We start from the raw sequence: 25271 nt of genomic DNA on the forward strand, positions 1-25271 counted from the left end.
GGGCACAGCTGGCACCATGGGGCCCATGAACATCATGCTTTTCCACTCGGCCTACGGTCTGCGACCGGCTGTGCACGCGGCCGCGGACCGGCTGCGTGCAGCCGGGCACGAGGTGCGCGTGCCCGATCTCTTCGAGGGCCACACCTTCGACACGGTCGAGGAGGGGATGGCCTTCAAGGACGGCGTCGGCAAGGACGAGCTGCTCAAGCGCGCGGTCATGGCGGCGGCGCCCTACTCGGACCAGGGCCTGGTGTACGCCGGGTTCTCCTTCGGCGCGTCGGTGGCGCAGACCCTGGCACTGGGCGACGCGAAGGCGCGCGGGCTGCTGCTGCTCCACGGCACGTCGGACATCGCGCAGAACGCCACGGTGGAGGAGCTGCCGGTGCAGCTGCACGTCGCCGACCCGGACGCCTTCGAGTCCCCGGACTGGCTGAACAGCTGGTACCTCCAGATGCGGCGGACCGGGGCGGACGTCGAGATCTACCGCTACCCCGGTGCCGGGCACCTGTACACCGACCCGGACCTGCCCGACTTCGACAAGGCCGCCGCCGACCTGACCTGGAAGGTCTCGCTCGGCTTCCTGGCCACCCTGTAGAGCCGCGCCACGGCACGGACGCGTACCGGTCCCGCCCCGGCGGCGGGACGGGACCGGTACGGGCAGGCGCCGTCAGTGCACCGGGGCGTCCGCCCGCTCGGCCCTCTGGGTGCCGCTGAGGGTGCGGTACGAGCGGACCCAGGAGGACACCGCGTCCTTCGCGGTCTTGTCCGAGACCTTGTAGTAGTCCATCTGGGAACGCTCCGCCGTGACGTCCAGGACGCCGTAGCCGTGCGAGTCCAGGTCGACCCACTTCACATGCCGGTTGGCGGCCCTGAGTGCCGTCGCCGCCACGAGGGAGACCGTCTGGGGGGCGACCCGCAGGATGTCGTCGAGGTTGTCCGAGGTCACCGACGTCACCACGAACTCGGTGGCCGCGGAGGCGGACAGCGGGTACGTCGCCGCCTTCACGGGCACGTCGTTGGCCCACGCCATGTGGATGTCACCGGTCAGGAACACCGTGTTGGTGACCGAGTGGTCCCGCAGGTGCGAGATCAGCTCCTCGCGGTCGGCGGTGTAGCCGTCCCACTGGTCGACGTTGACCGCCAGCCCCCCGGACGGCAGGCCCAGCAGTCCGGCGAGCGGGCCCAGCAGATGGGCGGGCAGCGACCCGAAGGCGACCGGCGAGATCATCACGGAGGTGCCGACCAGCTTCCAGACGGCGTCCGAACCAGCCAGCCCCGCCTTCAGCCAGTCCAGCTGGGCCCGCCCGGTGATGGTCCGCTCCGGGTCGTCCACCGCGCCGTCGCCGATGGACAACTGCTCGGAACGGAAGCTGCGCAGGTCCAGCAGGTGCAGGTCGGCCAGGCGGCCGAAGCGCAGCCGGCGGTGGACGGTGCCCTCGGTGGAGGTGCGTACCGGCATCCACTCGAAGTACGCCTGCTTCGCCGCGGCCACCCGGTCCCGCCAGGCCCCCTCCGTGTCCGGGCTGTGGTTCTCGGCCCCGCCCGACCAGGCGTCGTTGGCGAACTCGTGGTCGTCCCAGATGGCGATCACCGGGTGGGCGGCGTGCAGCGCCTGGAGGTCGGGGTCCGTCTTGTACGTGCCGTGCCGGACGCGGTAGTCGGCCCGCGTCGTTATCTCGTGGAGCGGGGCGTGGGGGCGTACGACGGTGTCCTGGGTGGGGTAACTGCCCGAGGCGTACTCGTAGATGTAGTCGCCCAGGTGCAGCACGGCGTCCAGGTCGGGGCGCGCCGCGAGATGGCGGTACGGGGAGAACCAGCCGGCCTCCCAGTTGGCGCAGGAGACCACCCCGAAGCGGACACGGCCGACAGCCGCGTCCGTTCCGGGCGCCGTGCGCGTGCGGCCGACGGGGGAGAGGACCGGCTGTCCGTCACCGGCCGAGAAGCGGAACCAGTACGTGGTGGCGGGGCTCAGACCGCGTACGTCCGCCTTGACGGTGTGGTCCGACGCCGCCCGGGCGACGGTGGTGCCGCGGGCGGTGATCCGGGTGAACGCCTTGTCCTCGGCTATCTCCCAGGAGACGGCGGTGTCGGCGCCGAGGCCCGAGCCGGGCACGGCCCCGGGGGAGGGCGTGACGCGGGTCCACAGGAGGATGCCGTCGGGCAGGGGATCGCCCGAGGCGACACCGTGCAGGAAGGCGGGACCGTCGGCGGCGCGGGCGCCGGTGGCGGTGACGAGCACGGGGACGGCGACCGCGGTGGCGGCGGCTGCCCTGACGACCGTGCGGCGGGTGGGTGCGGAGAGGTCTCGTCTGGTCACGGACGATCACCCTACTGGCGGGTAAGCCGAACAGGCAGGCGAACACGGGAAGTTCGCCTGCCTGTCAGCCGTCCGACGCCCGCAGCGGTGCCGGCGGCCCGGCGGGGGCCGGTGGTCCTCCGCCGGACCGGGCCCGGCGGAGCCGCCGGGCGGCTTCTCCGCCGCCCGGCGCGGATCAGCCCTTCAGGGCCTTGTCGATCGCCGCGGTGAACTCGGCCTCCGTCATGGGCGCGTTGTCGCTGCCCTCGGCGGTGACCTTCTTGCCGTCCATCATCAGCGTCGGGGTGCCCTGCACCCCGCTCTTGTCGAAGGCCCCGGACATCTTCATCGCCCAGGCGTCGTACGTCCCGTCCTCGACGGCCTTGCGGAACGCCTCGTTGCCCTTCAGCGCGTCCACCGAGTCCGCCACCTCGATGAGGTAGTCGTCCTTGGCGAACTTGTCGTCGCTCTCCTGCGGGTGGTACTTCGCGGAGTACAGGGCGGCCTTGTAGTCGAGGAACGCCTCCGGGCTCACGTCGAGCGCGGCGCCCAGGGCGCTCAGGGCGTTCTTGGAGCCCTCGCCGTTGTCGGTGTTGTCGATGAAGGTGGCGCCGACGTACTTGACCTTGTACTTGCCGGCCTCGACGTCCTTGGCGACCGTCTCGCCGACGCCCTGCTCGAACGTGGCGCAGATCGGGCAGCGGGAGTCCTCGTAGAGTTCGAGGGTCTTCTTCGCGCTGTCCTTGCCGATGACCACGGTCGTGCCGTCGTCGCCCGTGGTGTTCTTCGGGGCCGTGACGTTCTTGGCGTCCGACGCGGCCTCCCAGGCGGAGGGCTTGTTCAGCTGCATCACGCCGTAGCTGACACCGCCCGCGACGGCCAGGACGGCGACGACCGAGACGCCGACGACGATCTGCTTGCGGGTCTTGTCCTTCTTCGCCTGGCGCTCGCGCTCCGCGCGCAGCCGCTCGCGGGCGGCGGACTTGTTCTCGTGGCTGTTGCGCTTGCTCATGGGGGTTCTCCGGGGGTGGATGGGAAGGTGAGCGGGGTCACCGCGTACTCAGGCAGGGAGGTGTGCCGGGCGCGGGGGTCCCCTCCGTCCCACGGAGTGCACCAGGAGGCGGGCCGCGGAGAGCGGGCCCGGACGTCCCACCGGACGGGCGCGGCGCGGCGCCGGACGGCGGACGGCGCCCACCGCGGCGACCGCGGTGAGCAGCGGGCGGAAGGCGACCGCGCCGGCCGCGCGCAGCAGCGCGGCCAGGGCCGACTCGCCGCGCCGCAGCCAGGCCGCGGCGAGCAGTCCGACCGAGACATGGGCGGCCAGCAGCAGCCACGGCACGGCCGGCCCCGGCGAGGCCAGCAGGGCGGCGGCACGGTCGCCCGCGCCGGTCACCCCGGCCAGGGGCGCCCCGACCGCGGCCACACCGGTCAGCGAGCCGGAACCGGGTTCCGTCCCGCCGCCGCAGAGCACGTCCACCCCGACGGAGCGCAGCGGACCCGCGATCGGGCCGCCCGCCGCTCCGTAGCAGAGGTGCTGGCCCGTGGTGAAGACCGTGTCCGCGGCCAGCTCCAGCGGGACCAGCAGCCCGGCGATCGCCCCGAAGCCCCGCTCCCGTCCCGCCAGCGCGAACGCCACGGCGAAGACCACTCCCGCCAGCAGCGCTATCGACACCAGCGGCAGCGGGACCCGGGAGAGCAGCACATGGGAGGCCGAGGAGAGCGTGACGACGAGCGCGGTGAACAGCGCCGCGCGTACCGCTCTGACCGGGGTCCCTGAAACGTCCATCGCCGCAGAGTGTGCCATGTGTCCCTGTAAGCGGTCGCTAAGATCCGCGCAGCCCGGGGATCCGGCCGTTGCGGAACAGGTCCACGAAGATCTGATGATCGGCACGGGCGCGGGCGCCGTACCCGTGGGCGAAGTCGACGAGCAGCTCCGCGAAGCCCTCCTCGTCGGCCGCGATGGCCGCGTCGATCGCCCGCTCCGTGGAGAACGGCACCAGCGAGTGGCCGCTCTCGTCGTCGGCCGCCGCGTGCATCGTCGCCGTCGCCCGGCCGAGGTCGGCGACGACCGCCGCGATCTCCTCCGGCTCGTCGATGTCGGACCAGTCCAGGTCGACCGCGTACGGGGAGACCTCGGCCACCAGCTGGCCGGACCCGTCCAGCTCCGTCCAGCCCAGCCACGGGTCGGCGTGCGCCTGGAGGGCGCGCTGCGAGATCACCGTGCGGTGGCCCTCGTGCAGGAAGTACTCCCGCACGGCGCGGTCCGTGACGTGCCGGGAGACCGCCGGGGTCTGGGCCTGCTTGAGGTAGATCACGACGTCGTTCTCCAGGGCGTCGCTGTTGCCCTCCAGCAGGATGTTGTACGAGGGCAGGCCCGCCGAGCCGATTCCGATGCCGCGGCGGCCCACCACGTCCTTCACCCGATAGGAGTCGGGCCGGGCCAGGCTTGACTCCGGCAGGGTCTCCAGATAGCCGTCGAACGCCGCCAGGACCTTGTACCGGGTCGCGGCGTCCAGGTCGACCGCCCCGCCGCCGGCCGCGAAGCGGCGCTCGAAGTCCCGGATCTCCGTCATCGAGTCCAGCAGCCCGAACCGGGTGAGGGAGCGGGCGGCGCGCAGCGCCCCCAGCAGGGGGCCGTCGGCGGTGTCCAGGGTGAAGGGGGGCACCTCCTCGTTCTTGGCGCCGGTCGCCAGGGCGTGCACGCGCTCGCGGTACGCGGCGGCGTAGACCCGGACCAGCTCCGTGATCTGCCCGTCGCTCAGCGCCTTGGCGTAGCCGATCAGCGCGACGGAGGCGGCGAAGCGCTTGAGGTCCCAGGTGAAGGGGCCCACGTAGGCCTCGTCGAAGTCGTTGACGTTGAAGACCAGCCGGCCGTTGGCGTCCATGTACGTACCGAAGTTCCCGGCGTGCAGATCGCCGTGGATCCACACCCGGCTCGTCCGCTCGTCCAGGTACGGGCCGGTGCGCCGCTCGCGGTCCAGGTCGGCGTAGAACAGGCCGGCCGAGCCCCGGTAGAAGGCGAAGGCCGAGCCCGCCATCTTGCGGAACTTGACCCGGAAGGCGGCCGGATCGGCGGCCAGCAGCTCCCCGAAGGCGGTGTCGAATACGGCGAGGATCTGCTCCCCGCGCTCTTCCGCGCGGGCCTGCGTGTCCGGCATCGCTGGGTGCCTCCTGGGGTGCATGGCGTTCATGACACATGGGACGGGCGTCCCCGCACCTCCAACGCGCGGGGCCCTCCCGGAGTGCCCGACGTCCGCCGCCGTCACGACGTAGACTTCCAGGCTGTCCCCCCACCGCCCGTCACCCGTTCCCCCGGAGGCACAGCGCCGTGACCAAGCCGCCCTTCACGCACCTGCACGTCCACACCCAGTACTCACTGCTGGACGGTGCCGCGCGGCTCAAGGACATGTTCGAGGCGTGCAACAGCATGGGCATGTCGCACATCGCCATGACCGACCACGGCAACCTGCACGGCGCCTACGACTTCTTCCACTCGGCCAAGAAGGCCGGGGTGACGCCGATCATCGGCATCGAGGCGTACGTCGCCCCCGAGTCGCGCAAGCACAAGCGGAAGATCCAGTGGGGCCAGCCGCACCAGAAGCGCGACGACGTCTCCGGTTCCGGCGGTTACACCCACAAGACGATCTGGGCGGCGAACAGCACCGGGCTGCACAACCTTTTCCGGCTCTCCTCCGACGCCTATGCCGAGGGCTGGCTCCAGAAGTGGCCGCGCATGGACAAGGAGACCATCTCCCAGTGGTCCGAGGGCCTCATCGCGTCCACCGGCTGCCCCTCCGGCGAGGTGCAGACCCGGCTGCGGCTCGGCCAGTTCGACGAGGCGGTCCAGGCCGCCTCCGACTACAAGGACATCTTCGGCGAGGGCCGGTACTTCCTGGAGCTGATGGACCACGGCATCGAGATCGAGCGCCGGGTCCGCGACGGGCTGCTGGAGATCGGCAAGAAGCTGGGCATCCCGCCGCTGGTCACGAACGACTCCCACTACACCTACGCGCACGAGGCCACCGCGCACGACGCGCTGCTCTGCATCCAGACCGGCAAGAACCTCTCCGACCCGGACCGCTTCCGCTTCGACGGCACCGGCTACTACATCAAGTCCACCGACGAGATGTACGCCGTCGACTCCTCCGACGCCTGGCAGCAGGGCTGCGCCAACACCCTGCTCGTCGCGGAGCAGATCGACACCGCGGGCATGTTCGAGAAGCGCGACCTGATGCCGAAGTTCGAGATCCCCGAGGGCTACACCGAGGTCACCTGGTTCCAGGAGGAGGTCCGGGCCGGCATGGCCCGCCGCTACCCCGGCGGTGTCCCCGAGGACCGGCAGAAGCAGGCCGAGTACGAGATGGACATCATCATCCAGATGGGGTTCCCGGGGTACTTCCTCGTCGTCGCCGACTTCATCATGTGGGCCAAGAACAACGGCATCGCGGTCGGCCCCGGCCGGGGGTCCGCGGCCGGCTCGATCGTCGCCTACGCCATGGGCATCACCGACCTCGACCCGATCCAGCACGGACTGATCTTCGAGCGCTTCCTCAACCCGGAGCGCGTCTCCATGCCCGACGTCGACATCGACTTCGACGAGCGCAGGCGCGTCGAGGTGATCCGGTACGTCACCGAGAAGTACGGCGCCGACAAGGTCGCCATGATCGGCACCTACGGCAAGATCAAGGCCAAGAACGCGATCAAGGACTCCGCCCGCGTCCTCGGCTACCCCTACGCCATGGGCGACCGCCTCACCAAGGCGATGCCCGCCGACGTCCTCGGCAAGGGCATCGACCTCAGCGGCATCACCGATCCCAAGCACCCCCGCTACGGCGAGGCCGGCGAGATCCGGGGGATGTACGAGAACGAGCCCGACGTCCAGAAGGTCATCGACACCGCCAAGGGCGTCGAGGGGCTCGTCCGGCAGATGGGCGTGCACGCGGCCGGCGTGATCATGTCCAGCGAACCCATCGTCGACCACGCCCCGGTCTGGGTGCGGCACACCGACGGCGTCACCATCACGCAGTGGGACTACCCCCAGTGCGAGTCGCTGGGCCTGCTCAAGATGGACTTCCTGGGCCTGCGCAACCTGACGATCATGGACGACGCCATCAAGATGGTGAAGGCCAACAAGGGCGTCGAGCTGGAGATGCTCGCCCTGCCGCTGGACGACCCCAAGACGTACGAACTGCTCTGCCGCGGTGACACGCTCGGGGTGTTCCAGTTCGACGGCGGCCCGATGCGCTCGCTGCTGCGCCAGATGCAGCCCGACAACTTCGAGGACATCTCCGCCGTCTCGGCCCTCTACCGGCCGGGCCCGATGGGCATGAACTCGCACACGAACTACGCCGAGCGCAAGAACGGCCGCCAGGAGATCACCCCGATCCACCCGGAGCTGGAGGAACCGCTCAAGGAGACGCTCGGCCTGACCTACGGCCTCATCGTCTACCAGGAGCAGGTCCAGAAGGCCGCCCAGATCATCGCCGGCTACTCGCTCGGCGAGGCCGACATCCTGCGCCGCGTGATGGGCAAGAAGAAGCCGGAGGAGCTGGCGAAGAACTTCGTCCTGTTCCAGGCGGGCGCCAAGAAGAACGGCTACTCCGACGCCGCGATCCAGGCCCTCTGGGACGTCCTGGTGCCCTTCGCCGGATACGCGTTCAACAAGGCGCACTCCTCCGCCTACGGCCTGGTCACCTACTGGACCGCCTACCTCAAGGCCAACTACCCGGCCGAGTACATGGCGGCACTGCTGACCTCCGTCAAGGACGACAAGGACAAGTCGGCGGTCTACCTCAACGAGTGCCGCCGCATGGGCATCAAGGTGCTCCCGCCGAACGTCAACGAGTCGGAGTCCAACTTCGCCGCACAGGGTGACGACGTGATCCTCTTCGGACTCACCGCCGTCCGCAACGTCGGCCAGAACGTCGTCGACTCGATCATCCGGTGCCGCAAGGCCAAGGGGAAGTACTCCTCCTTCCCGGACTTCCTGGACAAGGTCGAGGCGGTCGTCTGCAACAAGCGCACCGTCGAGTCCCTCATCAAGGCGGGCGCCTTCGACGAGATGGGCCACACCCGCAAGGGGCTGGTCGCCCACCACGAACCGATGATCGACAACGTGGTGCAGGTCAAGCGCAAGGAGGCCGAGGGGCAGTTCGACCTCTTCGGCGGGATGGGCGAGGAGGAGAGCAGCGAGCCCGGTTTCGGCCTCGACGTGGAGTTCTCCGACGTCGAGTGGGAGAAGTCCTACCTCCTCGCCCAGGAGCGGGAGATGCTCGGGCTCTACGTCTCCGACCACCCGCTCTTCGGGCTGGAGCACGTGCTGTCCGACAAGTCGGACGCCTCGATCTCCCAGCTCACCGGCGGCGAGCACGCGGACGGCGCGATCGTCACCGTCGGCGGCATCATCTCCGGCCTCCAGCGCAAGATGACCAAGCAGGGCAACGCCTGGGCCATCGCCACCGTCGAGGACCTCGCGGGCTCCATCGAGTGCATGTTCTTCCCCGCCACCTACCAGCTGGTCTCCACCCAGCTCGTCGAGGACACCGTCGTCTTCGTCAAGGGGCGCCTGGACAAGCGCGAGGACGTACCGCGCCTGGTCGCCATGGAGATGCAGGTCCCCGACATCTCCTCGGCCGGGACCAACGCGCCCGTCGTGCTGACCATCCCCACGGTCCGGGTCACCCCGCCCATGGTGAGCCGGCTCGGTGAGGTCCTCGGCAACCACCGGGGCGACACCGAGGTGCGCATCAAGCTCCAGGGGCCCCGCAAGACCACCGTCCTGCGGCTCGACCGCCACCGGGTCAAGCCCGACCCCGCGCTCTTCGGCGACCTGAAGGTGCTGCTCGGCCCGTCCTGCCTGGCGGGCTGACCGCACCCCGCGCGCGAGGGCGCCCCGCCGGTCCGCCGGCGGGGCGCCCTTCTCCGGTTCTCGGCCGGTCCCGGTCTGGAGCCGGTCAGTTGTGGCCGAAGCGGCGCTGGTGCTTGCGGGCGACGTCGGCGGGGCTGCCCTGGGCCTGCGACTGTGCCTGCGTCTGCGACTCGTACGCCGTCGACCTGGCCTGCTCCGTGCCGCGCTCGGCGGCGGAGGAGCGGTCGTGCTGGGCGCCCTGCTTGCGACTCTTGTTCTTGGCCATGGTGATGCCTCCTCGGGCGGATCTCGGGGCCAGGACCGCTGTCAGACTCACATAGCACCCGATAAGCCGCATGTTGGATCATCACTCAGTGTGATTCGCGCTGTATCATGCCCGGTTTTCCCGGTCCGCCACGCCGATGATCGAGTTCCGGACCTTAACGCCCCCGCCGTCGGGCAGACTCGAAGGAAACCGCGAGTAAGCGAACCCCGAACAAGCGGACCACCCCCCACGTACGCGTCCGCTGATCCGTTCCCGAATTCCTGGAAGAGGGTGGAACGCGTGGACCGTTGCGTCGTCCTGGTGGACGCCGGTTACCTGCTGGGTGCGGCCGCGAGTCTGCTGGCCGGGGAGCCCGCCCGTTCCCGCATCACCGTCGATCACGCGGCCCTGATCCAGGGCCTGCGCGAGCGCGCCGAGGCCGATACGGAACAACCCCTGCTCCGCATCTACTGGTTCGACGGCGCGCCCGACCGCGTACCGCAGCCCGAGCACCGGCGGCTGCGCGTGATGCCGCGGGTGACGGTCCGGCTCGGCGCCCTGACCCGCAGCGACGGGCGGTGGGCGCAGAAGGGCGTCGACGCCGCGATGCACGCCGAACTCACCGAACTGGCCAGGAACCGCGCCTGCTCCGACGTGGTGCTGGTGACCGGCGACGGGGACCTGCTGCCCGGACTGATGTCCGCCAAGGAACACGGGGTGGCCGTCCACCTCTGGGCGGTCCAGGCCGCCGACGGCGACTACAACCAGTCCGAGGACCTGGTCGCCGAGGCCGACGAACGGCGGGTGCTGGACCGGGCCTGGATCACCAAGGCGGTCCGGGCCAAGGACATCGGGGGCGTGTGCGCCCCCACGCCCGCACCGCGCCCCGAGATCGCCGCGATCCTCTCCGCCCCGCTGCCCGAGGCCGCCCTGGCCGCCTCGGCCGAGCGGGCCTCCGAGGCCCAGGCAGCCGCGGCCCGCAACGGCTCCGCCGAGCCGGCCGCACGCGCACGGACCGCCCCACCGCAGCCCCCCGCCCCCGGCGGCAAGGGCGGCGTCCCCACGCCCAAGGACCTGGCGGGCCTGCGCGCCCCGGCCGAGCGCGTCGCCGCCCCCGCCGGCCAGCCGCCGGCCGCCAACGCCACCCTGCGCTGGTCCTCGGACCGGGGCTGGGTGGAACGCGGCGGACCGCTCGGCGAGCCGCCCGAGACGGCCTCCCTGCCCACTCTGGCCCAGCTCACCAGCGCCGAACAGCGCTGGGCCGACCGGGAGGAGGACATCACCACCGTCGGCGGCGACCCCTTCGAGGTCGGCCAGGTCTTCGCCCGGCGCTGGATGGAGCGCCTCCAGGAGACGGCCCTCCTGCAGAAGCTCTCCACCATGTACCCGCGCATCCCGCACCGCATCGACGGCGAACTGCTGCGGTACGCCGCCCGGTTCGGCCTGCTCGCACACAAGGACGACCAGATCGACGAGCACGACCGGTACGCGATCCGGGCGGGCTTCTGGCGCGAGATCGACGTGACGACCGCCGCCGGACACCTCCCGCTGGGGGAGCAGGGAGTGTCCTGAGAGCGGCGCCGTCCCCCCGGAGAGCGGGCCCGGCGGCGCGGCACTGTCCGGACCCGGACGCGATCCGGGGCGCCCGACCCCGTACCCTCGTACCTCGTGAGTACGGGCGCAGCGCAGGCACAGACGCAGAACCGGACCGTGTGCGCGGTACGTGATCTGGTCAGGACCTACCCCGCCGTGCGCGGGCGACGCGGCCGGCCCGCCACTCCCGAGGTGCGCGCCACCGACGGGATCAGCCTCGACGTCCGGCGCGGCGAGATCTTCGGGCTGCTCGGACCGAACGGCGCCGGCAAGTCCACCCTCGTACGCCAGCTCACCGGCCTGATGCGGCCCGATTCCGGCAGTGTGGAGGTGCTGGGGCACGATCTGGTGCGCCACCCCGAGCGGGCCTCCCGGCTCATCGGCTACCTCGGCCAGGAGTCCACCGCGCTCGACGAACTGACCGTCTCCCTGGCCGCCGAGACCACCGGGCGGCTGCGCGGACTGCCGGTCGGCGAGGCGCGGGCCGCGCGGGACGAGGTCCTGGAGGAACTGGGACTGACCGAACTCGCCGGGCGGCCCCTGAAGAAGCTGTCCGGAGGCCAGCGGCGGCTGGCGTGCTTCGCCGCCGCACTCGTCGGTGAGCGCCCCGTCCTCGTCCTCGACGAGCCGACGACCGGGATGGACCCGGTCGCCCGGCGGGCCGTGTGGTCCGCCGTCGACCGGCGGCGCGCCCGGCACGGAACGACCGTCCTGCTGGTGACCCACAACGTGATCGAGGCCGAGACCGTCCTGGACCGGGTCGCCGTCATGGAGCGGGGCAAGGTCATCGCCTGCGACACGCCGACCGGCCTCAAGGAGCGGGTCGCGGGCGAGGTCCGGGTGGAGCTCGTGTGGCGGGAACGGGCGCCGCTGGACGTCCCCGAGGTCGCCGCGCTCCGCGCGTCGGCCCAGGAGTCGGGCCGCCGGTGGGTGCTGCGGCTGGGCCCCGACGAGGCGCGGGCGGCGGTCGCCGCGGTGACCGGCGGGGCGGCCTTCTCCGCGCTGGACGACTTCACGCTGGCCACCCCCAGCCTGGAGGACGTCTACCTGGCACTCGGCGGGGACGCGTCCGGAGCCGCCGGGGGACTGGTGAAGGCGTGAACATCAACCGTGTGAAGACGAAGGGGAGCAGCGCCAGGTGACGAGCACCGTTTCCGCCCAGGCCGCACAAGGGGCGGACGGCCACCCGGCCCGTCCCGCCGGCCGGCCCGGCCACCCCGGTCCGGCCACCCCGGCGCCGCTCGCCCCGCGGGCCGGACTGCTGCCCTCGATGGCGGCGGTCTACCGGGCGCAGCTGTCACGGGCGAGGGTGGCCCGGATCCCGCTGCTGTTCGTCGCGACCTTCCAGTCCGTCGGGATCATGGTGCTGATGCGCGGGGTCGTCGACGGCGGTTCCGAGGCGCGGGCCGTGGTCGCCGGCTCCAGCGTGCTGGTCGTGGCCTTCGTCGCGCTCAACCTGCTCGCGCAGTACTTCGGCCAGCTCCGGGCGAGCGGCGGCCTCGACCACTACGCCACCCTGCCGGTACCGCCGGCCGCGGTGGTGCTGGGGGCGGCCGGCGCGTACGCCTCCTTCACCGTGCCCGGGACGATCGTCACCGCGGTGGCGGGGAGCGTGCTCTTCGGGCTGCCGCTGACGCATCTGTGGGTGCTCGTCGCCGTCATCCCGCTGTCCGGGGCCGCGCTCTCCGGCCTCGGGGCGGCCTGCGGGCTGCTGGCCCCCCGGGCCGAGCTGGCGACGCTGCTGGGGCAGCTGGGCATGTCCGCGGCGCTGCTGCTGGGTGTGCTGCCGGCCGAGCGGCTGCCCGGCCCGGTGGGCTGGGCGCGGGACCTGCTGCCGTCGACGTACGGGGTGGAGGCTCTCGCCCGGTCCTTCGACGAGCGCCCCGACTGGGCGGTCGTGGGGATCGACCTCGGGGTGTGCGCGGCGGTGGGCGTGCTGTCGCTGGCGGTGGCCACCTGGGCGTACCGGCGGGCCGCGGTGCGCTGAGGACCCGGCCGCGTGCCCGGGGCGTACGGCCAGTGGTCCGTCATCGGCGCCACGTCGGGCTCGACCCGGCCGCGTACCCGGGGCGCACGGCCGGAGCGTGCCCCCGGCCCGGCCGGTCCGGGGGCCGTCGGGATGCCGAGGTCCGGTGCGGCGGCGGCCGGGGCGGCCTGGCACGATGGCACGGTGAACGCACCGTCGACGCCGCCGCACCAGCCCGATCCCCACGACCCGTGGCAGGCTCCGCCGTCCGGGGCCCGTCCCGTGGCCGGCCTGCTGCCGCCGGACGCGGCCGAGCGCCGTGCGGAACTCGTCCAGGGCGCGGTGACCGCCCTGCTGCTGACCTGCGCCGGTCTGGTGCTCGGCCTGCTCTGGCTGTGGCTCGCCCCGCGGGTTCCGCTGGTCTCCGACGACACGGCCGTGTTCCTGAAGGACAGCGAGGGCGAACAGGCCATCGGGGCCGACGGCACCTTCGTGCTGCTGGCCCTCGCCTTCGGCCTGGTGTCCGCCGTGGCGGTCTTCCTCCTCCGCAGGCGCGGCGGCGTCCCGCTGGTGGCCGGCCTCGCCCTGGGCGGGGTGCTCGGCTCGCTGCTCGCCTGGGGCGTCGGGACCTGGTTCGGTCCCACGTCGGACGTGGTGGCCCACGCCAGGGAGGCCGGCAAGGGCGTGACCTTCGACGCCCCGCTGGAACTGCACGCGGTCGGTGCGGCGGTGCTGGCCTGGCCGGTCGCGGCGATGATCGTGCACCTCGCGCTGACCGGACTGTTCGGGCCGAGGGACCCCGAGCCGGAGTGGGAGCCGTTCGGCGGCCCCGGCAGCGCGTCCGCCGGCCCCGGGTCCGGGCCGGCGGACGGTACGGGCACGGGGGACGGGCCGGCGGCAGGGCCCGCCGGGTCCCCGGGGGCGGGCGGGGCCGCGGGGGCGGGCGGGTGGCCCGAGCGGCCGTAGACCGGGCGCCCGGGGTCGCGGGAGCGGGCAGCCCTCAGGCGCGGCCGATGGGCGCCAGGACGGCCCGGGTGAGCGCGGCCAGGTCGGCGGGGGCGAGTTCGACCTCCAGGCCCCGGCGGCCCGCCGAGACGCAGACCGTGGCGTGGCCGTCCGCCGAGGAGTCGAGCACCGTGCGCAGGCTCTTGCGCTGGCCGAGCGGGGAGATGCCGCCCCGGACGTAGCCCGTGGTCCGCTCCGCCGCCGCGGGGTCCGCCATCGCGGCCCGCTTGCCGCCCACCGCCGACGCCAGGGCCTTCAGGTCCAGCGAACCGGCCACCGGCACCACCGCGACGACCAGCTCGCCGTCCACGTCGGCCACCAGGGTCTTGAAGACCCGGTCCGGGGAGACGCCGAGCGCCTCGGCCGCCTCCTCGCCGTAGGACGCGGACGCGGGGTCGTGGTCGTAGGAGTGGACGGTGAACGCGGTACCCGCCGCGGTCAGCGCGACCGTCGCCGGGGTACCGCCCTGCTGCTTCTTCGTCTTCTTCGCCATGGGGCCGGTCTCAGTTGGGGTGGGTGGGGGAGCGGGTCAGGTCGACGGCCGGCAGCGACGGGAGGTGCCGGATCAGCGCGGTCTCCCCGCGCAGCAGGGCCAGTTCCTCACGCAGCCGCGTGGCGGCGTCCGGCGCCTGGAGCAGCCGCTGCTTCACCGGGACGTCCAGGACGGTCGCGGCCGCCACGAGGTAGGAGACCACCAGCGGGTCGTCCGGAAGTTCCGCACCGGTGGTCAGAGAACGCTCGTCGGCCCCGGCGAGCCGCTTCCGGTAGCTGCGGAAGGCCCGCAGGACGCTCTCGGCGAGGGCCCGCGTCTCGTCGTCCGCCCGCTTCGCGCCGGCCTCGTCACCCTCCCCGGTGCCCGGGTCCTCCGGGACCTCCTCGACCTCGGCGGTCAGGAACGGCCCGCCCGCGTCGACCGAGAGCAGCCTGACCCGGGTGGTGCCGGTCGCCAGGACCTCGTAGCTGCCGTCGGCCCGCTCCCTGATCTTGGCGGCGTCGGCGACACAGCCCATCCGGTGGAAGGACTGGACCGGATCGGGGCCGAAGCCCTCCCCCGGGGCGCGGCCGGCGGGGTCCGGAGCCGGGGCGGAGCCCGGCATCCCGGTGCCCGTGAGGGCCGTCTCACGGCCGTCGCGGATCGCGACCACCACGAAGCGGCGCGGTTCGTCCGCGTCGGCCCCGGCGAGTTCGCGCATCATGGCGCGATAACGCTCCTCGAAGACGTCGAGAGGGAGCACGAGGCCGGGGAACAGCACCGCGTTCAGCGGGAAGAGGGGCAGGCGAGCGGTGGTCACAGCGCTCAAGCGTAATGGCCGCGCGGCGCGCCGTGTCCGAACCGCCCGCGGGCCGGCGCCCAGGAGGCCGCTTCGAGGCGTACCGCCGCCCTGGCGTCCAGGAACCCGCCCAGCGCGTCGTCGGCCAGGAACGCCCAGGGGAAGGACGTGGCGTACGGCCCGATCAGCCGGAACTGCTCCAGGGCGTCGGCGGTCCTGCCCCGTGCGGACAGGACGCAGGCCAGGAGGTTGCGGACCTCGGCCGGCCAGGGGTCGCCGGCGGGAAACCCCGCGGACAGCCGGATCGCCGCGTCCGCTGCCGCGTCGATCCGGTCCTCCCGCACCGAGGACGCCCGCCCGGCCGCCACGGGGTCGCTGAGCAGCGCGAACGCGGCCCGCACGGGCAGCGCCTGCACCAGGGAGTCGGCGGCCGCGTCCTCGGCCGCCCGTTCGGCGAAGTCGAAGCACTCGCGGTGCGAGCCGTACCAGGCGGCCGAGAGGTACTGGAGCGCGGCGACGTGGCAGCCGTAGTGGTGCCGGGAACGCGTCAGGGCCTCCTCCCACAGGACCTCGAACACGGTGTGCGGGGCACGCGTGCCCCGGGCGTGGTCGAGGGCGAGCCGCCACGGCACCGGGTCACGGGGTTCGGCGTCGGCGGCCGCCGTGACCATCGGCCCCACCTCGCGCAGGAGTTCCGCCTGCGCGGGGGAGGCCCAGGCCCGCCGCACGGCCAGCTGCGCCTTGACGAGCAGGGCGTCGGGGTCGCCCGGGGCGGCGGACAGCCACTCGGTCAGCCAGCCGTCGCGGCTGTCGGCGAACGCCGCCAGCCGGGTCAGGAAGCGGTCGCGGATCTCCCAGTCGGCGGCCTCCCGGGTCGCGGCGAGGAGCTCGGCCGCGGGCCCGAACTCTCCCAGGGCCGCCGCCACCAGCGCGGGTGAGAGCCGCTCCTCGGGGGCGTCGAGCAGTACCGCGTCGTCGGCGGTCAGCCCGGCCGAAGGCACCGGGCGGCCATGCCGGGACGCGCGCGCGGAGCTCAGCAGTGCACGAAGGAATGCCATGGTGCAGACCATTGAAAAGCGCTGGTCCGGGCGGCGCCAGGGGAGCCCTGTGAATCTTCTGTGGCGAGTGGGAGGGTTGTACCGGAGAAGTTCAAGACACGGCAAAGGAAACGGGCCGGCGGCCCGGGCCGGGTCCGGGGCCGGCGGTCCAGGCCGGGGTCCGGGTCCGGCGGTCCGCAGAGGCCGCCGGCGCCCGGAGGGGCGGGCAGGTCCCCGGAGGGCCGGACGGGCCTCCGGAGGGGCGGGCCGGACGGGCCCCGCCCCCGCGGCGGGGGCGCCCGGCGCGGTCAGCCCCGGCGCAGCAGCCGCGAGGCCCCGGCCGCCACCGTGGTGGCCAGTATCCACCCCAGCAGTACGAGGACGGCCGCCCCCCACTGCCAGCTGCCCTCCATCCGCCAGTAGCCGTCCTGGCCGAGATTGATCACCGGCACCAGCAGGTCCAGCGCGTACAGCGCCGGGTTCCACAGCGGATGCTCGTCCTGCTTGATCGCCGAGGGCCGGTACTGCGAGAAGGCCACCGCCCCCGCCGCCCACAGCACCGCCATCCACACCAGGGCCCGCCCCGGCCGGTAGCCGTACGCCACCGCCCAGTCCTGGAGGTACCCCCACATCCGCCCCGCCATCGGCAGGGTCTCCCGCCGCCGGCGCTGCTTGGCCAGCAGCACCTCCCGGGCGTCGGCGTCCTCCCCGCAGCTGCGCAGCACCGTCGCCAGGCGCTCGTACGGTTCCGGTACGTACTCCGGGGTGGCGGCCAGCACCCACTCCAGGCGGCGGGAGAGCGGGAAGTGGCCGTACGGGACGAGGTTCTCGTACACGAAGCCGCTCATGGCCAGCCCGCCCGGGCCCGGCCAGCTGGTCGAGACGTCGATCAGCGTCACGACCTTCGCGCCGTTCAGCACGACGCGGCCCTCCTCCGGGCGCTCCAGGTTGAACCGCAGCTCCGGCACGACGATCCGGCGCAGCGACAGCTCCTCCTGGCCCGCCAGTACGAACCGGGCCTTGTGCAGGTCGACCGCGTCCCCGAACCGCCCGTCATCCAGCCGCGCCGCCCCCCTGCACTCGAAGACCTGGGAGCGGGTCCCGGGGGCCGGCCCGGCGCCGCGGGCGATACCGAACGGGGGAGTGGCGCCCTGGTACCCGGTGTCGACGCTCACCCACGCCTCGCTCAGGTAGAGCGTGCGCTCCACGGTCAGCTGCGGGGCGTTCAGCGCCCGCCGCCCGTCCGTGGCGCGCAGCCGGCTGCCGCGCAGGCTCAGCGACCCGCCGACGGTGGCCCCGCGCAGACTCAGCTCGCCCCGGGTCTCGACCATCTCGGCCTGGAGGTCCTGCGCCACCGTCATCCCGTCGCCGACGAAGGCGCGGCCCCGCCGGTCGGGCCCCACGGAGAGCTGGCTGATCAGCAGGTCCGTGCCGATCTGGGCGTCGGTCAGCCTGATGCCCCGGTCGATCCGGCAGCGCGGCAGATGGAGATCGCCCTCCGTGCGCAGCCGGGCCGCGTCCAGCCGCGGGATCACACAGCCCGCCATCCGCAGCGTGGTGAAGTGGCACTCGGGCAGCACGACCTCCTGCTCGAAGCGGCACCCCGTCAGCTCGACGTACGGCGACACCCGGCCGCCCGCCAGATCCAGCTTCCCCGTGATCCGTACGCCCCGGAGCTTCAGCGCCGCCACCCGGCCCGGCCGCGCGGGCGGGCCGTCCAGCAGCAGGCGCGCCACCGTCCGCGCGCCCACGCTGCGCTCGGGGCCCCAGACGTGCGGGGCGAACGGGTCGTCGCGCACCGGGTCGCGGGAGCGCAGATCGTATGTCGTGCCGTTCCGGAAGGACTGCCACATGCCCAGTTCCGCGGCGCTGAGCCCGTCCGGGATCTGGCCGTCGTGCGGTTCGGTCACTGCCTCACCTCCGCCGCGCGCGGATCGGCCCGCGCCTCGTACAGTCGTTCTTCCCGTTCCGTGACCATGTGAAAGCTAACGGTCACCTGTGACAGCCGGGACGTGTATCAGCCAGTGATACGGGCGGCCGGGTGCCGTGGGCGGTCTGAGAGAATTGGTGTGTGATCTCTCGAATCGATCTGCGCGGCACCGCCCTCCCCCGGGGCGGCGACCTGCGCGACCTGCTGCCCCGTGCCGAGTTCGACGTGGAAGCCGCCCTGGAGACGGTGCGGCCCATCTGCGAGGACGTACGCCATCGTGGCTCCGCGGCAGTGATCGACTGGGGGGAGAAGCTCGACGGTGTCCGCCCCGCGGCGCTGAGGGTCCCGGCCGCCGCGCTCACCGCCGCCCTGGAGGAGCTCGACCCCGCCGTGCGCGCCGCGCTGGAGGAGTCGGTCCGCCGCGCCCGCCTCGTCCACCGCGAGCAGCGCCGCACCACCCACACCACCCAGGTCGTCCCCGGCGGCACCGTCACCGAGAAGTGGGTGCCCGTCGGGCGTGTCGGGCTGTACGTCCCCGGCGGCCGTTCGGTCTACCCGTCCTCCGTCGTGATGAACGTCGTCCCCGCCCAGGAGGCGGGCGTCGAGGGCGTCGCCGTCTCCTCCCCGCCGCAGAAGGACTTCGGCGGCCTGCCGCACCCCACGATCCTGGCGGCCTGCGCGCTGCTCGGTGTGGACGAGGTGTACGCCGCCGGAGGCTCCCAGGCCGTCGCGATGTTCGCGTACGGCACCGAGGAGTGCCTGCCCGTCGACCTGGTGACCGGCCCCGGCAACATCTACGTCGCCGCCGCCAAGCGCCTCCTCAAGGGCCGTATCGGCATCGACGCGGAGGCCGGCCCCACCGAGATCGCGATCCTCGCGGACGCGACCGCCGACCCGGTGCACGTCGCCGCCGACCTGATCAGCCAGGCCGAGCACGACCCGATGGCCGCCGCCGTCCTCGTCACCGACTCCGAGGAACTGGCCGCCGCCACCGAGGCCGAGCTGGCCCCCCAGATCGCCGCGACCAAGCACGTCGCCGACCGGATCGAACCGGCCCTCGCGGGCAGCCAGTCCGCGATCGTCCTGGTCGACAGCATCGAGGACGGGCTGAAGGTCGTCGACGCGTACGCCGCCGAGCACCTGGAGATCCAGACCGCCGACGCCGCCGCCGTCGCCGGCCGGGTCCGCAACGCCGGAGCGGTCTTCGTCGGCCCGTACGCGCCGGTCTCCCTCGGCGACTACTGCGCCGGCTCCAACCACGTCCTGCCCACCGGCGGCTGCGCCTGCCACTCCTCGGGCCTGTCCGTGCAGTCCTTCCTGCGCGGCATCCACATCGTCGACTACACGCGCGACGCGCTCGCCGAGGTCGCCCACCACGTGGTGACCCTCGCCGAGGCGGAGGACCTCCCCGCCCACGGCGCCGCGGTCAAGGCCAGGTTCGGGTGGAAGGTGCCCCAGCAGTGACGACTCCCGCCCCGGCGAACGGCAACCCCTGGGACGAGCTGCCCCTCCGCGACGAGCTGCGCGGCCAGTCCCCGTACGGAGCCCCCCAGCTCGACGTACCGGTACGGCTCAACACCAACGAGAACCCCTACCCCCTGCCCGAGGCCCTCGTCGAGAGGATCGCCGAGCGCGTCCGCGAGGCCGCCCGCGACCTCAACCGCTACCCCGACCGCGACGCCGTCCAGCTCCGCACCGAGCTGGCCCGCTACCTCACCCGCACCACCGGTCACGAGGTCGGCGCCGCGCACGTCTGGGCCGCCAACGGCTCCAACGAGGTCCTCCAGCAACTGCTCCAGACCTTCGGCGGCCCCGGGCGCACCGCGATCGGCTTCGAACCGTCGTACTCCATGCACGCCCTCATCGCCCGCGGCACCGGCACCGGCTGGATCTCCGGACCGCGCAACGAGGACTTCACCATCGACGTCGCAGCGGCGAGGAAGTCGATCGCCGAGCACCGCCCCGGCGTGGTCTTCATCACCTCTCCCAACAACCCCACCGGGACCGCCGTCGACGCGGCCGCCGTCGTGGAGCTGTACGACGCCGCGCAGGCCGCCGGCCCGTCGATGGTCGTCGTCGACGAGGCGTACGGCGAGTTCAGCCACAGCCCCTCGCTGCTCCCGCTGATCGAGGGCCGGCGCCACCTGGTGCTCTCACGCACCATGTCCAAGGCCTTCGGCGCCGCCGGACTGCGCCTCGGCTACTTCGCCGCCGACCCCGCCGTCGTCGACGCGGTCCAGCTGGTGCGGCTGCCGTACCACCTCTCCTCGGTCACCCAGGCCACCGCGCTCGCCGCCCTGGAGCACACCGATACCCTGCTCGGATACGTCGACCGGCTCAAGAGCGAGCGCGACCGGCTGGTCGCCGGGCTGCGGGAGCTCGGCTACGACGTCACCGACTCGGACGCCAACTTCGTGCAGTTCGGCCGCTTCGCCGACAGCCACACCGCCTGGCGGCGGATCCTCGACCGGGGCGTGCTGGTCCGGGACAACGGCGTACCGGGATGGCTGCGGGTCTCCGCGGGGACCCCACAAGAGAACGACGCGTTCCTCGATGCGGTGCGCGAACTGAAGAAGGAGCACGACGCATGAGCCGCGTAGGCAGGGTGGAACGGACCACCAAGGAGACCTCCGTACTCGTCGAGATCGACCTCGACGGCACCGGCAAGGTCGATGTCGCGACCGGTGTCGGCTTCTACGACCACATGCTCGACCAGCTCGGCCGCCACGGCCTGTTCGACCTCACGGTCAAGACCGACGGCGACCTGCACATCGACTCGCACCACACCATCGAGGACACCGCCCTCGCGCTGGGGTCCGCCTTCCGGCAGGCGCTCGGCGACAAGGTCGGCATCTACCGCTTCGGCAACTGCACCGTCCCGCTGGACGAGTCGCTCGCCCAGGTCACCGTCGACCTCTCCGGCCGCCCCTACCTGGTGCACACCGAGCCCGAGAACATGGCGCCGATGATCGGCGAGTACGACACGACGATGACCCGGCACATCCTGGAGTCCTTCGTCGCCCAGGCACAGATCGCCCTGCACGTCCACGTGCCCTACGGCCGCAACGCCCACCACATCGTGGAGTGCCAGTTCAAGGCCCTGGCCCGCGCCCTGCGGTACGCCAGCGAGCACGACCCGCGCGCCGCCGGCATCCTGCCCTCCACGAAGGGCGCCCTGTGACCGGCCTGAACACCATCCTGATCATCGCCGGCCTCTTCCTGGCCGGCGGCGTCTACTCCTTCTGGAAGCAGGGCCTGCCCAAGGGCGTCGTCGTGCTCCTCGGAATCGGCTCCGTGATGTGCCTGGTGGCGGGCATCCTGCGGATCCAGGGACTCTGGGACTGAGGTAGCGGCAGTGAGCGACAAGAAGAAGGTCGTGGTCTTCGACTACGGCTTCGGCAACGTGCGTTCCGCCGAGCGGGCCCTGGCCCACGTCGGCGCGGACGTGGAGATCACCCGGGACTTCGACCGGGCGATGAACGCGGACGGCCTGCTCGTCCCCGGCGTCGGCGCCTTCTCCGCCTGCATGGACGGGCTGAAGAAGGCCCGCGGCGAATGGATCATCGGCCGCAGGCTGTCCGGCGGACGCCCCGTCATGGGCATCTGCGTCGGCATGCAGATCCTCTTCGAGCGCGGCATCGAGCACGGGGTGGAGACGGAGGGCCTCGACGAGTGGCCCGGCACCGTCGGCCCCCTGAAGGCCGACGTCGTCCCGCACATGGGCTGGAACACCGTCGAATCCCCCGAGGGCTCCCAGCTCTTCGCCGGCCTCGGCCCCGAGGAGCGCTACTACTTCGTGCACTCCTACGCGGCGCACGACTGGTCCCTCGAAGTGACCAACGCCAAGATCCGTGCCCCCAGGATCACCTGGGCCACGCACGGAGAGCGGTTCGTGGCCGCCGTGGAGAACGGCGCGCTGTGGGCCACCCAGTTCCACCCCGAGAAGTCCGGCGACGCCGGCGCCCAGCTGCTGACCAACTGGATCGAGACGCTGTAATGCCGAACCTTGAACTGCTCCCCGCCGTCGACGTCCGCGACGGCCAGGCCGTCCGCCTGGTCCACGGCGAGTCCGGCTCCGAGACCTCCTACGGCTCCCCGCTGGAGGCGGCCCTCGCCTGGCAGCGCGCCGGCGCCGAGTGGCTGCACCTGGTCGACCTGGACGCCGCCTTCGGCACCGGCGACAACCGCGCGCTGATCGCCGAGGTCGCCGGCGCCATGGACATCAAGGTCGAGCTGTCCGGCGGCATCCGCGACGACGCCTCGCTCGCCGCCGCCCTGGCCACCGGCTGCCGCCGGGTCAACCTCGGCACAGCCGCCCTGGAGACCCCCGAGTGGGTCGCCGAGGTCATCGCCGGACACGGCGACAAGATCGCCGTCGGCCTCGACGTCCGCGGCACCACGCTGCGCGGCCGGGGCTGGACCCGCGACGGCGGCGACCTCTACGAGACGCTGGCCCGCCTGGACTCCGAGGGCTGCGCCCGCTACGTCGTCACCGACATCGCCAAGGACGGGACCCTCCAGGGCCCCAACCTGGAACTGCTGAGGAACGTCTGCGCCGCCACCGACAAGCCGGTCGTCGCCTCCGGCGGCGTCTCCTCGCTGGACGACCTGCGGGCGATCTCCTCGCTCGTCCCCGAGGGCGTCGAGGGCGCCATCGTCGGGAAGGCGCTCTACGCCAAGGCGTTCACCCTGGAAGAGGCGCTGAAGGCGGTCTCCGGATGACGGACCCCGTACGCCGCATCTCCTCCGGCGGCCCCTGGGAGGACACCTTCGGGTACTCCCGGGCCGTCGCCCTCCCGAACGGTCTCGTCCTGGTGTCCGGCTGCACCTCGGTGGCCGACGGCAGGATCGTCGCCGGCAGCCCGTACGAGCAGACCCTCAACGCCTTCCAGGTGGCCTTCGACGCGCTGGCGCAGGCGGGCCTGGGCCGTGAGGACGTCGTCCGCACCCGGATGTACCTCACCCATACCCGGGACACCGACGAGGTGGGCCGCGCCCACAAGGAGCTGTTCGACGCCGTGCGCCCCGCCGCCTCCATGATCGTCGTGTCCGGGTTCGTCGACCCGGGCCTGGTCGTCGAGGTCGAGGTCGAGGCCTACCGGGGAGGGACGCGATGAGTCTCGCCGTACGGGTCATCCCGTGCCTGGACGTGGACAACGGCCGCGTCGTCAAGGGGGTCAACTTCCAGAACCTGCGTGACGCGGGGGACCCCGTCGAGATGGCGAAGCTCTACGACGCCGAGGGCGCCGACGAGCTGACCTTCCTGGACATCACCGCCTCCAGCGGCGACCGCGAGACCACCTACGACGTGGTGCGGCGCACCGCCGAGCAGGTGTTCATCCCGCTCACCGTCGGAGGCGGTGTGCGCACCGCGGACGACGTGGACAGACTGCTGCGGGCCGGGGCCGACAAGGTCGGGGTCAACACCGCGGCCATCGCCCGCCCCGAGCTGATCCGGGAGATCGCCGAGCGCTTCGGGCGCCAGGTGCTCGTGCTGTCCGTCGATGCCCGGCGCACCCCGGAGGGCACCTTCGAGGTGACCACCCACGGCGGGCGCAAGGGCACCGGCATCGACGCCGTCGAGTGGGCGCACCGGGCCGCGGAGCTCGGCGCCGGGGAGATCCTGCTCAACTCGATGGACGCCGACGGCACCAAGGACGGCTACGACACCGAGATGATCAAGGCGGTGCGGGCACACGTCACCGTCCCAGTCATCGCCTCCGGTGGCGCCGGCCGGCTGGAGGACTTCGCCCCCGCCGTCGAGGCGGGCGCCGACGCGGTCCTGGCCGCGTCCGTCTTCCACTTCGGTGACCTGCGGATCTCCGAGGTCAAGGGCGCCCTGCGGGAGGCCGGGAAGCCGGTCCGCTGAAACCGCCGCGGAGACGGCCGGTCGCCGAAGACCGGCCATCTCGCCGATGCCCGGGAGCCGGGTGCACCGCCAGAGTGGCCACCGCCAACGAATGACGGCGGTGGCCCACGCGGTGCATCCCTCCGAGAACCCCCGGACGACGGGTCCCCTCGGTGGCCGCGGCGCGGTTCACGCCACGACCGAGAGGACCCCCCTCGTGCAGCAGCACCTCCCCTCCGGCGACGTCTCCCCGCGCCACCCCCGGACGACGAAGAGCCGCTCCCGTACCGTCAGGGGCGCCCTGGCCGGCGCCGCCGCCACCGCCGGTCTGCTGATCTCGCTGGTGCCCGGCGGGGCACAGGCCGCGGACAACCCGTACGAGCGCGGCCCGGCGCCCACCCAGTCGAGCATCGAGGCGCTCCGCGGCCCGTACGCCGTCTCGGAGACCTCCGTCTCCTCGCTCCGGGTCAGGGGCTTCGGCGGCGGCACGATCTACTACCCGACGTCCACCTCGGACGGCACCTTCGGCGCGATCGCCATCTCGCCCGGCTTCACCGCCTACCAGTCGAGCATCGCCTGGCTGGGCCCGCGGCTCGCCTCGCAGGGCTTCGTCGTCTTCACCATCGACACCAACACCACGATGGACCAGCCCGCGAGCCGTGGCGACCAGCTGCTCGCCGCCCTCGACTACCTCACCGGGGAGAGCTCGGTGCGCAGCCGGATCGACACCTCCCGGCTCGGCGTGATGGGCCACTCCATGGGCGGCGGCGGCACGCTGGAGGCCGCGAAGGAACGCCCGTCGCTGCAGGCGGCGATCCCGCTGACCGGCTGGAACCTCGACAAGACCTGGCCCGAGGTCAAGACCCCGACCATGGTCATCGGCGCGGACGGCGACACCGTCGCGTCCGTCACCACCCACTCCAAGCCCTTCTACAACTCGCTGCCCAGCTCGCTGGACAAGGCGTACCTGGAGCTGCGGGGGGCCAGCCACTTCACCCCGAACACCTCCAACACCACGATCGCGAAGTACAGCATCTCGTGGCTGAAGCGCTTCATCGACAACGACACCCGCTACGAGCAGTTCCTCTGCCCGCTGCCGTCGGCCAGCCTCACGATCGCCGAGTACCAGGGCACCTGCCCGCACACCTCCTGATCCCGGGACGGCGGGGCCGGACCGCGCGCGCCGCGGTCCGGCCCCGCCGCGTGCCCGGCC

General features: G+C 72.6%; 24 protein-coding genes. 15 read left to right on the forward strand and 9 right to left on the reverse strand.

Annotated features, from left to right (window positions below; genetic code table 11):
• Positions 1-16 precede the first annotated feature (16 nt).
• Positions 17-595: a dienelactone hydrolase family protein gene (locus CP967_RS25640; RefSeq protein WP_150490242.1), complete on the forward strand. Its 579-nt coding sequence runs from the start codon at positions 17-19 to the stop codon at positions 593-595.
• A 72-nt stretch (positions 596-667) separates the two neighbouring features.
• Here CP967_RS25640 and CP967_RS25645 read toward each other — a convergent pair whose 3' ends face one another.
• From CP967_RS25645 to CP967_RS25660, 4 genes are all read right to left on the reverse strand, one after another.
• The gene (locus CP967_RS25645) at positions 668-2317 is read right to left on the reverse strand and encodes an alkaline phosphatase D family protein (RefSeq protein WP_150490243.1); all 1650 of its coding nucleotides are present in this window, start codon (positions 2315-2317) and stop codon (positions 668-670) included.
• Positions 2318-2492: 175 nt separating this feature from the next.
• Positions 2493-3308, reverse strand: coding sequence for a DsbA family protein (locus CP967_RS25650; RefSeq protein WP_150490244.1), 816 nt, complete (start codon positions 3306-3308; stop codon positions 2493-2495).
• A 48-nt stretch (positions 3309-3356) separates the two neighbouring features.
• Positions 3357-4082: a hypothetical protein gene (locus CP967_RS25655; protein WP_150490245.1), complete on the reverse strand. Its 726-nt coding sequence runs from the start codon at positions 4080-4082 to the stop codon at positions 3357-3359.
• A 37-nt stretch (positions 4083-4119) separates the two neighbouring features.
• Positions 4120-5454, reverse strand: coding sequence for a DUF2252 domain-containing protein (locus CP967_RS25660; RefSeq protein WP_229888321.1), 1335 nt, complete (start codon positions 5452-5454; stop codon positions 4120-4122).
• A gap of 170 nt (positions 5455-5624) precedes the next feature.
• On the opposite strand from CP967_RS25660, the gene dnaE reads away from it, so the two are divergent.
• Entirely contained in the window at positions 5625-9164 is a 3540-nt protein-coding gene (gene dnaE, locus CP967_RS25665; RefSeq protein WP_150490247.1) for a DNA polymerase III subunit alpha, read from the forward strand.
• An 85-nt stretch (positions 9165-9249) separates the two neighbouring features.
• Here dnaE and CP967_RS25670 read toward each other — a convergent pair whose 3' ends face one another.
• The gene (locus CP967_RS25670; RefSeq protein WP_150490248.1) at positions 9250-9429 is read right to left on the reverse strand and encodes a hypothetical protein; all 180 of its coding nucleotides are present in this window, start codon (positions 9427-9429) and stop codon (positions 9250-9252) included.
• 270 nt (positions 9430-9699) lie between these two features.
• Here CP967_RS25670 and CP967_RS25675 point away from each other — a divergent pair, with 270 nt between their 5' ends.
• The 4 genes from CP967_RS25675 (at position 9700) to CP967_RS25690 (ending at position 13933) form a co-directional block, all read left to right on the forward strand.
• A complete protein-coding gene (locus CP967_RS25675) occupies positions 9700-10980 on the forward strand; it encodes an NYN domain-containing protein (protein WP_150490249.1) in 1281 nt (426 codons plus the stop codon).
• A 138-nt stretch (positions 10981-11118) separates the two neighbouring features.
• Positions 11119-12102 (forward strand): ABC transporter ATP-binding protein, encoded by a 984-nt coding sequence (locus CP967_RS25680; protein WP_150492047.1) that lies wholly within the window; start codon positions 11119-11121, stop codon positions 12100-12102.
• Positions 12103-12139: 37 nt separating this feature from the next.
• Positions 12140-12988 (forward strand): ABC transporter permease, encoded by an 849-nt coding sequence (locus tag CP967_RS25685; protein WP_150490250.1) that lies wholly within the window; start codon positions 12140-12142, stop codon positions 12986-12988.
• Positions 12989-13120: 132 nt separating this feature from the next.
• The gene (locus tag CP967_RS25690) at positions 13121-13933 is read left to right on the forward strand and encodes a DUF2567 domain-containing protein (protein WP_150492048.1); all 813 of its coding nucleotides are present in this window, start codon (positions 13121-13123) and stop codon (positions 13931-13933) included.
• 34 nt (positions 13934-13967) lie between these two features.
• On the opposite strand, the gene ybaK is transcribed toward CP967_RS25690, so the two are convergent.
• The 4 genes from ybaK to CP967_RS25710 form a co-directional block, all read right to left on the reverse strand.
• Positions 13968-14465 (reverse strand): Cys-tRNA(Pro) deacylase, encoded by a 498-nt coding sequence (ybaK, locus tag CP967_RS25695; RefSeq protein ID WP_150490251.1) that lies wholly within the window; start codon positions 14463-14465, stop codon positions 13968-13970.
• Between the two features lie 10 nt (positions 14466-14475).
• On the reverse strand, positions 14476-15264 hold the full coding sequence (locus CP967_RS25700) for an LON peptidase substrate-binding domain-containing protein (RefSeq protein ID WP_150490252.1): 789 nt from the start codon (positions 15262-15264) through the stop codon (positions 14476-14478).
• 5 nt (positions 15265-15269) lie between these two features.
• The gene (locus tag CP967_RS25705) at positions 15270-16313 is read right to left on the reverse strand and encodes a hypothetical protein (protein WP_150490253.1); all 1044 of its coding nucleotides are present in this window, start codon (positions 16311-16313) and stop codon (positions 15270-15272) included.
• Between the two features lie 275 nt (positions 16314-16588).
• On the reverse strand, positions 16589-18190 hold the full coding sequence (locus tag CP967_RS25710; RefSeq protein WP_150490254.1) for an oxidoreductase: 1602 nt from the start codon (positions 18188-18190) through the stop codon (positions 16589-16591).
• Positions 18191-18351: 161 nt separating this feature from the next.
• Here CP967_RS25710 and hisD point away from each other — a divergent pair, with 161 nt between their 5' ends.
• The 9 genes from hisD to bdeA all read left to right on the forward strand — a co-directional run bounded on the left by hisD (position 18352) and on the right by bdeA (position 25211).
• Positions 18352-19674 (forward strand): histidinol dehydrogenase, encoded by a 1323-nt coding sequence (gene hisD / locus CP967_RS25715; RefSeq protein ID WP_150490255.1) that lies wholly within the window; start codon positions 18352-18354, stop codon positions 19672-19674.
• Complete coding sequence (locus tag CP967_RS25720; protein WP_150490256.1) at positions 19671-20801, forward strand: histidinol-phosphate transaminase; 1131 nt, start codon at positions 19671-19673, stop codon at positions 20799-20801. Before hisD ends, CP967_RS25720 begins: the two co-directional genes overlap by 4 nt.
• Positions 20798-21391: an imidazoleglycerol-phosphate dehydratase HisB gene (hisB, locus tag CP967_RS25725; RefSeq protein WP_150490257.1), complete on the forward strand. Its 594-nt coding sequence runs from the start codon at positions 20798-20800 to the stop codon at positions 21389-21391. The genes CP967_RS25720 and hisB overlap by 4 nt, the downstream gene beginning before the upstream one ends.
• Entirely contained in the window at positions 21388-21555 is a 168-nt protein-coding gene (locus CP967_RS34150) for a hypothetical protein (protein ID WP_167535442.1), read from the forward strand. The genes hisB and CP967_RS34150 overlap by 4 nt, the downstream gene beginning before the upstream one ends.
• Before the next feature lie 10 nt (positions 21556-21565).
• Positions 21566-22207: an imidazole glycerol phosphate synthase subunit HisH gene (gene hisH, locus CP967_RS25730; protein WP_150490258.1), complete on the forward strand. Its 642-nt coding sequence runs from the start codon at positions 21566-21568 to the stop codon at positions 22205-22207.
• A complete protein-coding gene (gene priA / locus CP967_RS25735; protein WP_150490259.1) occupies positions 22207-22932 on the forward strand; it encodes a bifunctional 1-(5-phosphoribosyl)-5-((5-phosphoribosylamino)methylideneamino)imidazole-4-carboxamide isomerase/phosphoribosylanthranilate isomerase PriA in 726 nt (241 codons plus the stop codon). Before hisH ends, priA begins: the two co-directional genes overlap by 1 nt.
• A complete protein-coding gene (locus CP967_RS25740; RefSeq protein WP_150490260.1) occupies positions 22929-23327 on the forward strand; it encodes a RidA family protein in 399 nt (132 codons plus the stop codon). The genes priA and CP967_RS25740 overlap by 4 nt, the downstream gene beginning before the upstream one ends.
• Positions 23324-24079 carry an imidazole glycerol phosphate synthase subunit HisF gene (gene hisF, locus CP967_RS25745; RefSeq protein ID WP_150490261.1) on the forward strand — a complete coding sequence of 252 codons (756 nt, stop codon included), beginning with the start codon at positions 23324-23326 and terminating at the stop codon, positions 24077-24079. Before CP967_RS25740 ends, hisF begins: the two co-directional genes overlap by 4 nt.
• 196 nt (positions 24080-24275) lie before the next feature.
• Positions 24276-25211 carry a bis(hydroxyethyl) terephthalate hydrolase gene (gene bdeA / locus CP967_RS25750; RefSeq protein WP_150490262.1) on the forward strand — a complete coding sequence of 312 codons (936 nt, stop codon included), beginning with the start codon at positions 24276-24278 and terminating at the stop codon, positions 25209-25211.
• Positions 25212-25271 lie beyond the last annotated feature (60 nt).

Origin of the sequence: Streptomyces nitrosporeus (assembly GCF_008704555.1) — a bacterium.
Classification (GTDB): Bacteria; Actinomycetota; Actinomycetes; order Streptomycetales; family Streptomycetaceae; genus Streptomyces; species Streptomyces nitrosporeus.

Coding starts and splice junctions, on each gene's coding strand:
- CP967_RS25670 (WP_150490248.1), bottom strand. CDS start 9,429: ATGGCCAAGAACAAGAGTCGCAAGCAGGGCGCCCAGCACGACCGCTCC.
- CP967_RS25705 (WP_150490253.1), bottom strand. CDS start 16,313: ATGGTCTGCACCATGGCATTCCTTCGTGCACTGCTGAGCTCCGCGCGC.
- hisB (WP_150490257.1), top strand. CDS start 20,798: ATGAGCCGCGTAGGCAGGGTGGAACGGACCACCAAGGAGACCTCCGTA.
- CP967_RS25690 (WP_150492048.1), top strand. CDS start 13,121: ATGCCGAGGTCCGGTGCGGCGGCGGCCGGGGCGGCCTGGCACGATGGC.
- CP967_RS25740 (WP_150490260.1), top strand. CDS start 22,929: ATGACGGACCCCGTACGCCGCATCTCCTCCGGCGGCCCCTGGGAGGAC.
- ybaK (WP_150490251.1), bottom strand. CDS start 14,465: ATGGCGAAGAAGACGAAGAAGCAGCAGGGCGGTACCCCGGCGACGGTC.
- CP967_RS25655 (WP_150490245.1), bottom strand. CDS start 4,082: ATGGACGTTTCAGGGACCCCGGTCAGAGCGGTACGCGCGGCGCTGTTC.
- priA (WP_150490259.1), top strand. CDS start 22,207: ATGCCGAACCTTGAACTGCTCCCCGCCGTCGACGTCCGCGACGGCCAG.
- hisF (WP_150490261.1), top strand. CDS start 23,324: ATGAGTCTCGCCGTACGGGTCATCCCGTGCCTGGACGTGGACAACGGC.
- CP967_RS25660 (WP_229888321.1), bottom strand. CDS start 5,454: ATGCCGGACACGCAGGCCCGCGCGGAAGAGCGCGGGGAGCAGATCCTC.
- CP967_RS25650 (WP_150490244.1), bottom strand. CDS start 3,308: ATGAGCAAGCGCAACAGCCACGAGAACAAGTCCGCCGCCCGCGAGCGG.
- CP967_RS25640 (WP_150490242.1), top strand. CDS start 17: ATGGGGCCCATGAACATCATGCTTTTCCACTCGGCCTACGGTCTGCGA.